At 71.2% G+C, this 13502-nt stretch carries 14 protein-coding genes; 7 read left to right on the forward strand and 7 right to left on the reverse strand.

Annotated elements, in window-relative coordinates; all coding sequences use genetic code 11:
- Window positions 1-53 precede the first annotated feature (53 nt).
- From ABZ795_RS13680 to folP, 6 genes are all read right to left on the reverse strand, one after another.
- Window positions 54-359 (reverse strand): hypothetical protein, encoded by a 306-nt coding sequence (locus ABZ795_RS13680; RefSeq protein ID WP_327023767.1) that lies wholly within the window; start codon window positions 357-359, stop codon window positions 54-56.
- 60 nt (window positions 360-419) lie between these two features.
- Window positions 420-1640, reverse strand: coding sequence for an ABC transporter permease (locus ABZ795_RS13685; RefSeq protein ID WP_357530528.1), 1221 nt, complete (start codon window positions 1638-1640; stop codon window positions 420-422).
- A 131-nt stretch (window positions 1641-1771) separates the two neighbouring features.
- Complete coding sequence (locus tag ABZ795_RS13690) at window positions 1772-2290, reverse strand: DUF3180 domain-containing protein (RefSeq protein ID WP_327023766.1); 519 nt, start codon at window positions 2288-2290, stop codon at window positions 1772-1774.
- Window positions 2291-2360: 70 nt separating this feature from the next.
- Window positions 2361-2888, reverse strand: a complete 528-nt coding sequence (gene folK / locus ABZ795_RS13695; RefSeq protein ID WP_357530529.1) for a 2-amino-4-hydroxy-6-hydroxymethyldihydropteridine diphosphokinase — start codon at window positions 2886-2888, stop codon at window positions 2361-2363.
- Entirely contained in the window at window positions 2885-3244 is a 360-nt protein-coding gene (gene folB / locus ABZ795_RS13700) for a dihydroneopterin aldolase (RefSeq protein ID WP_357530530.1), read from the reverse strand. The genes folK and folB overlap by 4 nt, the downstream gene beginning before the upstream one ends.
- Window positions 3241-4152: a dihydropteroate synthase gene (gene folP / locus ABZ795_RS13705; protein WP_357530531.1), complete on the reverse strand. Its 912-nt coding sequence runs from the start codon at window positions 4150-4152 to the stop codon at window positions 3241-3243. Before folP ends, folB begins: the two co-directional genes overlap by 4 nt.
- A gap of 344 nt (window positions 4153-4496) precedes the next feature.
- On the opposite strand from folP, the gene ABZ795_RS13710 reads away from it, so the two are divergent.
- From ABZ795_RS13710 to ABZ795_RS13740, 7 genes are all read left to right on the forward strand, one after another.
- The gene (locus ABZ795_RS13710) at window positions 4497-4814 is read left to right on the forward strand and encodes a hypothetical protein (protein WP_357530532.1); all 318 of its coding nucleotides are present in this window, start codon (window positions 4497-4499) and stop codon (window positions 4812-4814) included.
- A 13-nt stretch (window positions 4815-4827) separates the two neighbouring features.
- Complete coding sequence (locus ABZ795_RS13715; protein ID WP_327023761.1) at window positions 4828-5190, forward strand: hypothetical protein; 363 nt, start codon at window positions 4828-4830, stop codon at window positions 5188-5190.
- Window positions 5191-5311: 121 nt separating this feature from the next.
- On the forward strand, window positions 5312-8575 hold the full coding sequence (locus ABZ795_RS13720) for an ATP-binding protein (protein WP_357530533.1): 3264 nt from the start codon (window positions 5312-5314) through the stop codon (window positions 8573-8575).
- Between the two features lies 1 nt (window position 8576).
- Window positions 8577-10517, forward strand: coding sequence for an MFS transporter (locus ABZ795_RS13725; RefSeq protein ID WP_357530534.1), 1941 nt, complete (start codon window positions 8577-8579; stop codon window positions 10515-10517).
- The gene (locus ABZ795_RS13730; protein ID WP_357530535.1) at window positions 10514-11071 is read left to right on the forward strand and encodes a hypothetical protein; all 558 of its coding nucleotides are present in this window, start codon (window positions 10514-10516) and stop codon (window positions 11069-11071) included. The genes ABZ795_RS13725 and ABZ795_RS13730 overlap by 4 nt, the downstream gene beginning before the upstream one ends.
- Window positions 11068-12237 (forward strand): M23 family metallopeptidase, encoded by a 1170-nt coding sequence (locus ABZ795_RS13735; RefSeq protein WP_357530536.1) that lies wholly within the window; start codon window positions 11068-11070, stop codon window positions 12235-12237. Before ABZ795_RS13730 ends, ABZ795_RS13735 begins: the two co-directional genes overlap by 4 nt.
- Before the next feature lie 13 nt (window positions 12238-12250).
- Complete coding sequence (locus ABZ795_RS13740) at window positions 12251-12850, forward strand: hypothetical protein (RefSeq protein WP_357530537.1); 600 nt, start codon at window positions 12251-12253, stop codon at window positions 12848-12850.
- Between the two features lie 4 nt (window positions 12851-12854).
- On the opposite strand, the gene ABZ795_RS13745 is transcribed toward ABZ795_RS13740, so the two are convergent.
- The gene (locus ABZ795_RS13745) at window positions 12855-13415 is read right to left on the reverse strand and encodes a hypothetical protein (protein WP_357530609.1); all 561 of its coding nucleotides are present in this window, start codon (window positions 13413-13415) and stop codon (window positions 12855-12857) included.
- Window positions 13416-13502 lie beyond the last annotated feature (87 nt).

Genomic DNA, 13502 nt, shown 5'->3' on the forward strand with positions numbered 1-13502 from the left:
GCCGAGACCGGCCGACCGCCGCCTGTCGCCGGCAGGCCGAGAGGTTCGGCAGGTCAGTGCTTCATCAGGTAGTCGATGAAGGCGGCACGCAGCAGCGGAGCGGACTCCTCGTAGCCGTGGCCGGTCATCTCCCGCCACAGGGCCACCGCCTCGTCGACCGTCGGCCCCACGGAGTTCGGGGCCCCGTCGAGGGCGGCGGCCTCGTCGGCGTTCGGCAGGTGCCGCAGCACCGACCAGAAGAACTTCACGTCCCGGCGTTCCCGAGCCACCGCGAAGGCCTGCTCGCGCAGCTCCTCCGTGCTGAGGACGTCCAACTCTTCGAACGACCGGCCGCCGGACCTCGATGATGTGTCGGTCATGGGCCGAGCCTAACCGCCGAGATCACATTCGGCGCGTCGACGACACCCTTGAACCGCCCACTACCGGTCGTCGGCCTGCCAGATCGGCGAGTTGGTCTCCCACCGGCGCGGCCCCCACGGATCGGTGGGATTGTCGGTTGACTGGGCGGGCAGGACCGGTGGCCAGTCGCCGACCGGCTCCGGTTGGGACATCGCCCAGCCGCCGGCACCCCCGGTCGGTTCCCCGGCGGCCGGCGGCGACACCGGTCGGGCCGGTTCCGAGGCGGGCCGACCTAGCCTCTCGACCAGCCGGGTCACCCCCAGCCCGACCGCCAGCACGGCTCCCCCGATCAGCCACCGGCTGACCGTCCAGCCCCGGGCCTGCGCATACGCGAGGAACAGGCCGACCGCGCCGACCGTCAGCAGGGTGCCGAACACCCCGCCGCGCAGACCGAAGGCACTGGTGCCGGCCAGCAGCACCGCGCCGACGGCCAGCACGGTCCAGTCCAACCCGTCCGCCGGGGTGACCGTCCCGTCGACCGACGCCAGGAGGGCACCGGCGAGCATCGCCAGCACGGTGGAGCAGACGTACCCACCGGCGGTGACGACCGCGGCGGCCACCCCACGCCGTCGGGCCGGGTCGGCGACCGGACGGAACCGGCCGACCAGCCGGCGGACCGGTCCGATCGCGCCGAACAGCCCCCCGATCACGGTGACCGCGGCGAAGCCCACGAAGAGCTGCCCGGCGATGCCGCGCGGGTCGTAGTCCCCCTGCACCAGCACCGGCGCGGCACGCTGCTCGATGTAGACGACGACACCTGCCGCCGCGCCCAGGCTGGCGGCCCAGCCGGGAACGTGCAGCACCACGACCGTCAGCCCCAGCAGCAGGCCACCGACCGCGGCCACCGCAGCGGGGGTGCCGACGGCGACCAGCAGGCCCCGGTCGCTCTGCTCGGCGAAGTGCAACCCGGCGGCGACCGCCACCGGGCCGATGGCCAGGTTCACCGCGGCGGTACGCAGACTCAGCCCGGCCGCCAACGCCAGCAGGCCCAGGGCGACCACATCGACGATGAGGGCACGCAACCCGTTGCCGCGCAGGGCGGCCGGATTCTCCTGCCAGAGCAGATAGACCAGGGCACCGAAACCGAACAGCAGGAGGGTCTCCCAGAACACGTAGACCCCGAACCGGTCCCGGCCCGGCTCACCGTTCTGGAGGTCGTCGGCGACGGCTTCCGCGCCGGGATCGGGCCCGACCAGGGTCGACTCCGACTGCCCACTGCGGCCTGGTTCGTCGTACGCCATCATGCCTGCCTTCCAGCGGCCGCCCGGACTGCTTCGACGAGAGGGCATATAGGTGGTGACCGCTTGCCCTGCGGTCGCAGGCACCGTACCCGCGCCCGCAGCCGGACGTAACCCCCGTGCGGCGGCCGGCTTCAGCGGCGACCCGGATGCGGCTCCCAGTCGTCGGGCTCACGCTCGTCGTCCGGCCGGTCCGGCACCCGGCAGGACCGTTCCAGCCAGAGCGCCGCCGCCACCAGGGCGACAGAGGCCAGCAGCCCGGCGATGGCCGCCGGTCGGTCGTCGGCCGCAGCCCGGGTCGGCTCGACCAGCAACCAGCCGGTCAGTCCCGCGTAGAAACCGGCGAAGATCGCACCCGCCAGGGCGGAGGCCTTGGCCAGTACGACGAACCGGGCGACCATCAGCGGGTTGACCGGGTCGCGACCCGGTCGTCGTTCGATCCGACCCCGGGTGTTGATCGCGGCGTACGCCTCCAGGACGGCCAGCCCGGCCAGGGTGACCACCGGCAACCACGGCAACGGCGGCAGCCGGTCGTAGTAGATGCTGCTGATCAGCAGCCAGGCGACCGCCGCGGCGACCAGGGCGCTCACCACCAGGGTGGACAGGCGGGTGGGTCGCATCCGCGACCCGTCAGGCGGTGGGTTCTGCGTCATGTCGGCCGCCTGCGGGCGGTGCCGAAAGGCGCCACGGCACCGCGTTGATCCTTCGCTCGCTGCCGCTGGCTCATGTCCTCGACTCTAACGCCAGATCCGGTCGGGGACGCAGTTCCGCGACCTCGGCCGCCGCCGGTCCGTTGGTCAGCAGATCGGTCAACCAGCCGTGTCCGGGCAGCTCGCCGTAGGGCTGGAGGTCGATCCACGGCCGCAGCACGAAGGCGCGCAGGTGAGCCCGGGGATGCGGCAGGGTCAGCTCCGGATCGTCGCTGATCACCGGCTCGTCGTCGTCGCCCCAGACCGTGATCACGTCGACGTCGAGGGTGCGGGGGCCGAACCGCCGTTGCGGGTCGCGGACCCGGTCGGCCGCCCGTTCCGCGGCCTGCGCCCGGGTCAACCAGTCGTGCGGGCCGGCCTCCGGGTCCGCCACCAGCAGAACCGCGTTCAGGTACGCCGGCTGGTCGGTGTCTCCCCAGGGTGGGGTCTCGTACACCCCGGAGGCCATCAGCAGGTGATCGCCGAACAGCCGCACGGCGGTACGCAGGTTGGCGATCCGGTCCCCCAGGTTGCTGCCCAGGGAGAGCACCGCGCGGCTCATCGGGCCCGACGCATCGTGACGGCCACGTCGGCGAAGGTGTGCGGGATCGGCGCCTCGGGTTTGTGCACGGTGATCGTCGCGGCGTGCACCCGCGGGTCGGCCAGGCATACCGTGATCAGCCGGTCGGCCAGGGTCTCGATCAGGTTGACCGGCTCCCCGGTGATCACCGCGACCAGCCGCTCGGCCAACTCGCCGTAGTGCACGGTGTCGCTGACCTCGTCGGAGCGGGCCGCCGCCGCGAGATCCAGTTCCAGGATCGCGTCGACGACGAACTCCTGCCCGGCGACGCGTTCGAAGTCGTACACCCCGTGCCGCCCGTGCGCGCGCAGCCCGGTCAACTCGATCCGGTCGGTCACGGCCGTACCTCCTGGGGCTCGCCGATCGCGGCCAGGTCCGCCGCGGCGGCCTCGGACCGCGGGCCGGCGGAGGCCAGTCGAGGGCTACCGGTGGCCCGCCAGACGGCCAGGGCATCCACAGTGGCCCGGACGTCGTGCACCCGTACCCCCCAGGCGCCGGCGGCGACCGCCAGCAGGCTGGTGGCGACCGTGGCCGCCTCCCGGCCGCCGGTGGGTCGCGGCTCCCCGTCCGGTCCGGCCAGCAGCAGACCGAGGTACGACTTGCGGCTGGCGCCGAACAGCAGGGGATAGCCGAGGTCCAGCAACTCCGACAACCGGGCGCTGAGCTGCCAGTTGTGGACGGCCGTCTTGGCGAACCCGAGCCCCGGATCGATCACGATGCGATCGGCGGCCACCCCGGCGGTCAGCGCCGCCTCCACCCGCTGGCCGAGTTCGGTGCGTACCTCGGCGACCACGTCGTCGTACCGGGCCAGTTCGGCCATCCGCTGCGAGTGGCCCCGCCAGTGCATCAGCACCCAGGGGCAGCCGGCGTCGGCGACCACCCGGGCCATGTCGGGGTCGGCGAGCCCACCGGAGACGTCGTTGACCACCACCGCACCGGCCGCCAGGGCGGCTTCGGCCACCCGGGCCCGGGTGGTGTCGATGCTCACCGGCACGCCGACCTCGGCCAACTCCCGGATCACCGGCACCACGCGGGCCGCCTCAGTGTCGGCGTCGACCCGTTCGGCACCCGGGCGGGTCGACTCTCCACCGACATCAACCAACCCGGCACCCTCGTCGCGTAGCCGGACGCCGTGTGCGACAGCGGCTCCGACGTCGGCGTAGCGTCCGCCGTCGGAGAACGAATCGGGCGTGACGTTCAGGACGCCCATCACCACCGGGGCCGGGGCCCGTACCAGATCGGTCACGACTAGACGGTACCGGTCGCCGGGACCGCCCCGATCAGCCCGGGGCCAGGGCACTGACATGGCAATTGAAACATGTGTACGATCGGTCGTCTGGGCGGTATCGGGCAGACTCTTCGCGGGTTGTCGCAAAGGGGGGCGGCCCGTACGCTGTGGAATTGCCCAGCATCGAGATGGCGACGCTTGGAGGGAGGGCCAAAGCGGGGTTAATCCGCCCAAAAATCGCCACCTACCGTGGCGAGCTATGCACGCAGGGTCTCGGGCGCTGCGCAGAGTAAGCACCCATCCCGCAAGGCTTGCCTACTGCACCACCGCGGCGCCGCCGGCCGCGACTTGGGGAGGTTCCAGTGATCGCCATCGAGCTGATGGAATCGGCGTTTAGCAACGCCGCCCACCTGCTCTCCGCCCTGGCATCGTCGATTCCACTCGCGGCCGAGGAGCCGAAGGGGATCAACACCGAGGGCGTCGTCACCTTCTTCGCCAGCAAGATCGCCCCGATCCTGCTGGCCGTGCTGGGGGTCATCTTCATCGGCCGTGCCAGCCGGGGTGAGATCTCGAAGGTGCTGACCAGCTCCGCCATCGCGATCGTCGGACTGGCCTTCATCGCCGGAGCCGCCACCCTCTTCTTCATCGGCGACTTCCTGATCAACCTGATCTTCGAATAGGCGCGGGCACGAGATGCGGCTGCGCACCGACGACGACATCTACCGGGCCCGCCTGGTCTATCTCGGGCCACCCGGCTACACCCTTCCGGTCCACCTGCCGTACGCCCAGTACGGACTGTTCCTGCTGCTCGTTCCCCTCTACATGTTCATCCACTGGCTGTTCACGTTGCAGGTCGAACTCTTCCCCGCGTGGGAGATCGCCCTGGCCATCGTGACCACCTCGTTCGTCTTCCGGTACGTCGATCCGGACCGGCCGGCGCGCATGGTGATCCGCACCGCGCTGACCGACTGGCGACGCACCCGGGAGCCGGCCGCCGAGCAGCGCGACCCGCGCCTGGTCGGCAGCGGGATCAGGATCCGGGAGGAACTGGCATGACCGGCTGCACGCCGTACCGGCCTTCAGAAGGGTTGCCGGTGAACCCGGCGGCGAGCGAGGCGGAGCCGCAGCCGCCCCGTGGCCATCGGGCCAGGGCTGCGGACACGGGTCGGGCGATCGCATGAGCCGCTCCTCCACGCCGGGATCCCCGGCCGGGCGTTCGACCGCGCCGCACGGTAACCGTGCGCGATCGTTCGACTACCCGCAATCCGAGGAGTCCGAGGACGCCTCGCTGGACCCGGCCCTGGTCACCGCGCCGGGACACGGCGGGGTAGGGGTCTTCCAGGCCCCCCGCCCGCCGCAGCGCCTGGCGGTTCCGGGTGAGCCTGCCTCGGCCGTACCGACCACCCGGGACGGGGCCGACATCGACTCACCCTTCCTGGACCTGTTCGGTGGCACCTACCCCCGGCCGGGTTCCGCCTCCCGGGGCAACGGCCAGCCGACCCGGGCCCTGCCGCAGCAGGCGACCCCGGTGGCTCCGACCCCGGCACCGGCGCCGGTTACCCGTCGCCCGGCACCGTCCGCGCTACCCACCGCACCGGAGCGCCCCCTGGACAGCCCCCGCCTCCCGGTGGAACCGGCGGCCGCACCCGCGATACCGCCGCCCCCGCCCGTGCCGGTCCTCCCGCCGCCGAGCGACAGGTTGCCGAACGCCCGGCCCCCGGCCGACGACCAGCCGCGCCCTGCCGAGGGTCCTGCGATCGAGGCCACCCCGGACCGCCGGGCCGCCGCGCCGGCCACCCGCCCCGCCACCCCGCCCCGCCAGCGCTCGGGTGACCGCCGGGACCGACCGATCAAGCCGGCCCGGGTCCGCGCACCCAAGATCAAGTTTGGCGATCGTGATCCGGCCGTGGAGTTGGCGATCACCGAGATCGCCGGTCACCTGACTTTCACCCCGAACACGGTCACCGCCTGGTACTGGCTCCCCGAGGTGCGCTGGGCCTTCCGCCCGGACGCGGAACGCGAGGCCCTGCTCTCGGCGATCTCCGAGCAGTACGCCGGCCTGGCCGGGTTCCGCCTGCACCTGCGGCGCACCACCCGCCCCTTCCCGGCCGACGAGTGGGCCCGCACCATCGACGCCCACACGGCCTCCCCGCTGCCCGATGTGCCCGGCACGACCGGCTGGGCGGATCACCTGGTGGCGGCCCAACGGCACCTGCTGTCGGTCAACCACGCCGAGGGGCAGACCTACCTGGGGGTCACCTTCGCCCGCCGCTCCCTCGGCGACTCACTCACCGAGCGGGTGCTGCGCACCTTCGGGCGGGGGGTCGCCGAAGGCGAGCGTCGCAAGCTGGGCCGCACGGTGGAACAGTTCGACGAGGTGCTCGGCGCCTTCGGCATGCGCGGTCGGCGGGTCACCGCCCAGGAACTGGAATGGCTGCTCTACCGCTCGGTGGCGCTGTGCATGTCGCCCCCGGGTGCCCTCTCGCCGATCACCGACGGGCGTTGGGAGCGGGGTGACCTGCTGGCCCTCACCGAACAGGTGGAGCGCTACCGCACCCCGTACGGCTCGACGGTGAAGCTGGTCAACCGGATGACCGGCGAGGAACGGCATGTGGCCGTGCTCGCGGTGGGCCGGATGGAGCCCCTGGAGATCCCCGAGCGGCACGAACCCTGGCTGCACTTCCACGAGCGGCTGCCGTGGCCGATGGAGCTCTCCACCCGGGTCGACATCCTCGGCTCCGGGGACTCCTTCCGGAACCTGGAGCACCGGCTGCGGATGATCCGGTCCCAACAGCTCGACTACGCCGAGCACGGCATCGACGCCCCGCCGGAGTTGGAACGACTGGCCAAGCGGGCCCTGGTGATCGGTGACGAGATGACCACCGGCCTGCCGGTGGACTCCGCCCGGGCCCACGGCTGGCATCGGATCGCGGTGGGTGGGCGGACCCGGGAGGAATGCCTGGAGCGGGCGCGCCGCCTGATCCAGCTCTACTCCCGGGAACTGCGCATCTCGCTGCAACATCCGAAGAACCAGGACTGGCTGGCCCGGGAGTTCATCCCCGGCGAGCCGATCGCCAACACCGGCTACGTCCGACGGATGCCGGTGCCCCTGCTGGCGGCGGCGCTGCCGCAGGCCGCCTCGACCGTGGGTGACCGCCGCGGGGACCTGATCGGACGCACCGCCGGCACCTGCCGCCGACCCGTCTTCCTAGACCTGCACTTCCCCATGGAGGTACGGGAACGCTCCGGTCTGGCGGTCTTCGTGGCCGAGCCCGGTGGTGGCAAGTCGACCCTGCTCGGCGCGCTGGGCTACCTGGCGGCCCGACGGGGTGTGCAGGTGACCCTGCTCGACCCCTCCGGCCCGCTGGCCCGCCTCTGCGCCATGCCGGAACTGCGCCCGTACTCCCGGGTGCTCAACCTGACCGGGTCCGAGCACGGCACCCTGGCTCCGTACTCCCTGATTCCGACGCCGCTGCGCAGTGAGTTCAGCGCCGGTCCGGCCGGGGATCGGGAGTTCGAGATCGCGGTCTCCAACGCTCGGGCCGAACGCCGGATGCTGGTGCAGGACATCTGCATGATGCTGGTGCCGCCCCAGGTGGCCCGCGAGGCCTCCACCGCCACCCTGTTCCGGCACGCCGTCCGCCAGGTGCCGGCCGAGGAGACCTCCACCCTCGACGACGTGGTCACCTGCCTGGCCCAACTCGACGACGACACCGGCCGGGAACTGGCCAACCTGCTGCTGGACACCGCCGAGATGCCGCTGGCCATGCTCTTCTTCGGCCGGCCACCGGAGGGACTGCTGGGCGCGGACGCGGCCCTCACCGTGATCACCATGGCCGGCCTGCGGCTGCCCGACCTCAAGATCGAACGGGAGTACTGGTCGGCCGAGGAGGCGTTGGCCCTGCCGATGCTGCACACCGCGCACCGGCTGGCGGTACGCCGCTGCTACGGCGGCTCGATGTCGTCCCGGAAGCTGGTGGGCCTGGACGAGGCACACTTCATGGAGGGGTGGCGCTCCGGACGCTCCTTCCTGGTCCGGCTCGCCCGGGACTCGCGTAAGTGGAACCTCGCCGCCCTGGTCGCCTCGCAGAACCCCCGAGACATCCTCGGCCTCGACGTACAGAACCTGGTCTCCACCGTCTTCGTCGGCCGGATCGCCGAGGACACCGAGATCGCCTCGGAAGCGCTACGCCTGCTGCGGGTCCCGGTCGACGACGGGTACGAGGCGACCCTGGCCTCGCTCTCCACCGCCGACGCGACCTCCGCCCACCGGCTCGGCTTCCGCGAATTCGTCATGCGCGACGTCGACGGCCGGGTGCAGAAGGTCCGGGTCGATGTGTCCTATGTGGATGGACTCTTGGCGCACCTAGACACCACCCCTGCCGCCATCGCTGCCGCCGCCGGGGTGCTGCCGACCGTGCTGCCCGACCTGGAGGCGTGACATGGCGAGGGCCCGGACTCGGATCGCGGCGCTCCTCCTGGCACTCGGCGTACTCGCCGTGGCCACGATCAGCTGGCCAGGGCTCACCGCCACACCCGCGTACGCCGCCCCAATCGCGTACCAGGCCCCCACCGACCTCTGCACCACGGAGGAATGGCAGGCCGACTTCCGCGCCTGCGTCAGCAAGCTCCAGCAGGTCGCGGAGAGCGAGGCGACCTGCCTGAATCCCCCGACCCCTACCGCCCCGGACTCCGGCATCGCCGGCTGGTTCGCCGCCCGGCCGGAGGCGGCCAAGCTCCCCGGCCCCAAGGGCTACTACAGCGACTACGGCTACGCCGGGTACAGCTACACCACCTACAAGATCGATACCGGCTGCGCGACCACGCTGCTGCACCCGGACTACAAGTTCACCAACACCATCGCCAACGGGGAGTTCATGATCGCCACGGCGATCATCGGCGCCTCGAACGCGCTGCGGGAGCGTGCCTGGGACCCCGGGACGATGTGGGGCTGGGCCGACCCTCTGGTGGACCAGGCCACCAAGGCGATCTACCAGAAGGTGTTCAGCGTCTTCGGCATAGTCACCCTCTGCGTGGTCGGCCTCTACCTGCTCTGGCGCTCACGCCAGTCGGACATGAGCAGCGCGATGACCACGGCGGGCTGGGCGTTGGTGGTGATGGTGGCGATCACCGCCTTGGCCGCCTGGCCGGTCAAGTCCGCCAACCTGGCCGACGGTGCCCTCATCTCCACCCTCGGCGTCGTACACGACGCCGTCGGCCCGGCGACCAAGGACACCCCTCCAGACCAATGTGATGATCCGAATCCGGCGGCTTGTAAAGACAACCGCCCGCCGGCGGTACGGGCGAGCGACACCGCCACCGAGGGCATGCTCTACCGGAACTGGCTGCGGGGCGTGCTCGGCTCGGCCGACAGCGAGACCGCCCGCAAGTACGGTGCCGCACTCTACGACGCCAAGTCGCTGTCGTGGGAGGAGGCGGAGAAGATCCGGGCCAATCCTCGTACCCGCGAAGCCACGATCAACGCGAAGAAGCAGCAGTGGATGACGGTGGCCGCCCAGATCGAGCGGGAGGACCCGGAGGCCTACGAGTACCTGCAGGGTGTCCGGGACATGGACCGAGTGGGTGCGGGCTTCATCGCGGTGCTGGCCGCTCTGCTCTTCGCGATGTTCGATCTGACCGCCTCCCTGCTCGTGCTGCTGGGCTTCCTGGTCTTCCGGTGGGCGGTGATCGCCGCGCCGATCCTGGGCACGATCGGCCTGCTCCGACCGGCCAGTGCCGGCCTGCGGCGGCTGGGCAACGCGGTGGTGGCCGCTCTCTTCAACATCGCGATCTTCGGAACCGGTGCGGCGATCTACCTCTTCGCGGTGGACCTCATCATGAGCACCCCCACCCTGCCCGGCTGGCTGCAGGTGGTGCTGGTCTGGCTCTGCGGCGTGGTGGGCTGGTTGCTGCTGCGCCCGTATCGACGCATCACCCAACTCGGCGGCAAGGACAGCAGCGAGGCGGTCAGCTCGGCCGGTTCCTGGCATCGGCGGTTCTTCCGAGACATGCGTACCGCGGCCCGGCTCGACGTCGCCGAGCCCGGCGGCACCGCCGAGCCCACGGTGGGACGGCGCCGCGCCCTAGGGACGGAACAACCCAGGGTGCGGCCGGAGGCCCGCCCGGACCCGGTACCGGCCAGCGCGCCACCCACCCAAGAACGTCCGGAGGGTCACAAGACCGGCGCCGGGCGGGGAACCACCGAGGAGCAGCAGCGGCCGGAGACCCGACCGGTCGCGCCCCGGCCCCGACGTCGGCAGCCGGCCTCCTGGACCGAGCCGGACGTACCCGAGGAGAACCCCTCCTTCGCCATCTACCGTCCGGGGTCGTCCGAGAAGGCACCGGAGAAGACGGCGCCCCGGATCCGCTCCGAGGCCCGGTGACCGCAGTGCGGCGGGCCATCGAATTCCTGGTAACCCGGCTGCTGCGCTCCCGGCTCGGGGTCGCCCTGGGCATCGCCGTGCTGGTGCTCGGCGTGGTCGGGGCGGCCCGGCTGGTAGCCGGCCCGGGAGATCCGACGACCGGTTTGAGCAACCGTCCGGCCGAGCCGATCACCACGGTGCATCCGACCACGGGTGACGACGGTGCGATCTCGACCACCAGCACACCGACTCCGAAGACTGCCCCGGGCGAGGCCGAACCGGAACAGGTAGCGGAGCGCTTCGTGGTGGCCTGGCTCGGCAAACCCGGTCTGACCGTCGAGGAGTGGCACGAGGGACTGCGGCCGCTGTCCACCGCCGACCTGATGGACAAGCTGGCCGGAGCCGATCCGGCCAGGGTGCCGTCGGGGCAGATGACGGACGAGGTGACCATCCGGCCGCGCAGCGAGACCTTCGTGGAGGCGATGATCGCCCTCGACACCGGACGGCTGCGTCTGGAACTGGTGGCGCCGCAGGGGCGGTGGCTGGTGGATGCCGTGGACTGGGAGCGATCATGACCGACCCGAGTACGCCCCATCGCCGACCGGTGCGGGTGGGCGCCCTGGCTGCCGCACTGACCGCGACCCTGGCGTTCCTGTGTTGTACCGGCGGCGCCGGCGCCTTCTTCCTGACCGAGTTGGGCGGCGAGGCGGCCGAGCAGATCACCCCGGCGAGCCTGGAATGCACCGGAGACTTCACGGTCGACGTGACCGGCAAGATGCCCCGGATCCCGCAGTACGGAGAACGCCAGCTCCGTAACGCGGCCGTCATCATCAAGGTCGGTCAGGAGATGAAGGTGCCGGCGCGCGGCTGGGTGATCGCGGTGGCCACCGCGATGCAGGAGTCCCGCCTGCTGAACCTGGCCAACCGCACCGTCGCCGAGTCTCAGGACATCCCCCACGAGGGCATCGGCGCCGACCACGACTCGGTCGGGCTGTTTCAGCAACGTGCCTCCTGGGGCTCCGTGCGGCAGCGGATGAATCCCGAGTACGCCTCCCGCAAGTTCTACGAGAAGCTCGTGGACGTGCCCGACTGGCAGAAGCTGCCGCTCACCGTGGCCGCCCAACGAGTGCAGATCAGTGCCTTCCCGGATGCCTACGCCAAACATGAGGAGATCGCCGCCCGGATCGTGGACGCGCTGGCCGGCGGTGCGGCCCGGACGGCGTTGATCGCTGGGCAGGAGGTGTGCGACGCGGCCTCGGCGGGCGACATCGCCGCCTCCGGCTGGACCGCCCCGATTCCGGGCGGTGTCGGTTCCGGATTCCGCACCGCCAGCCGGCCCGGCCACAACGGGGTGGACATCGCCGCCCCGAAGGGCACCCTCATTCGGGTAGCGGCCACCGGCCGGGTCCTGGTCTCGCGCTGCGACCCGGACCGCCGCGGCAGGCTCAGCTGTGACGTGGACGGTTGGCCGGACAAGGGCGGCTGCGGCTGGTTCGTCGACGTCCTGCACGCACAGGGCATCGTCACCCGCTACTGCCACATGGTCAGTCGCCCCCGGGTCGCCGTAGGGGAGACCGTGGAGGCAGGTCAGGTGATCGGTGAGGTGGGCAGCAGCGGCAACTCCTCCGGCCCGCACCTGCACTTCGAGGTACACACCGACGGCGACCGAAGCAGCCACAGCGCGATCGACCCGGTGCCGTTCATGCGGTCGAAGGGCGCCCCACTCAAGGGCGCGGAGTAGCCTCGTTCCCGTCATGACCGAGCCATTACCGGACCCGTTCGCCGACCAGCCGGACTGGGCACCGCAACCCCCCCGGCCCATCGAGATCGTCCCGGCCGCCGGCCGAGTGGACCTGCGCGGAAGACGGGTGCTGGTGGGGTTGCCCGGCTTCGGCTGGCGAGGTGACCTGCGGGCTGACGAGAAGGTGGTGCAGAACAGCCGCACCTACGTGCCGGTCATCCCCGAACACGAGTGGTACCGGGCCGAGTCAGACCAGGTGGAGGTCTTCGCCCCGCTGGTGCCCATCGAACGGGTCTGGGTCGAGACAGTCGGCCCACCGGCCACCCCCGCGATCACAGAAGGTGGCGGCTTCCGGCTGGTCTCGCTGGACGCGCCGGCGCACCGGCCACCGACACCGGTCTTCGAGGCGGATTCGGTCATCGGACGCCGGGTGGTGCACATGGTGGGCTCCATTGAGCAGCGCGACCTTCGCGCGGTGACGGAGACCTACTCCGGCGCCGAGGGCGACATCTGCGTACGGGTCGCCCCTGAGATGGAGTGGTACCGCTGGGCCTGGCGTGGTCAATCACCGACCACCCTGGAGGTTCCCGTGCATCTGTTGTGGCTGGAGTGAGCTGTTACCCCAACCGTCCGCTGCAGACCCGCCATCCGGCTTTAGTGTCGCTGACCTCGAAGACCCATTCCTCGCGTCTACTGCTTCGCGAAACACCCTCGGCCGAGCTTGAGATCGTGAGAGTGGTCGTGACTAGCTGGCTTCCCGCCGTTTCCGTCTGAAGCAGCGTTCCCCAACTCACTCTCACAACCACACCGAAGTTCGCCTCCCGTTGCAGGATTTCGTCTCGAAGATTCCGCACTGCCGAAAGGTCGGGGGTGCCCTCGCAGACGAAGAGGTTGGCGCGCACGTCGTTTCGGTCGACCAGGAACGCGCGCAGGTAGTTGTCCACCACCACGTCGGGTGCGCTGCGGTCGGGGGTGGTGGCTCGGTCGTAGACGAGGTAGCCGACTACGCCGCCGCCCAGACACAGCGCCGCGAGCACCCCGGCGACCACCGTCAGCACCGTCCGGACCCGTCGGCGTGGCTGCTGTGGCGCTGGCGCGACGGAGGGCGGCGCCAGCTCCTCTGGCGGGGTCCGTTGCGCCGGTACGCGGGAGACCTGGGAACCGGCGGGGGGCGGCACTGATTCCACCCCCTGAGGCTATCGGCTGGAGGCTGCGGACCCAATGCCCCAGATTCAGCAGATCGTGACGGATCACTGCCGACCGGT

The organism is Micromonospora sp. NPDC047134 (assembly GCF_040643455.1).
GTDB lineage: Bacteria > Actinomycetota > Actinomycetes > Mycobacteriales > Micromonosporaceae > Micromonospora.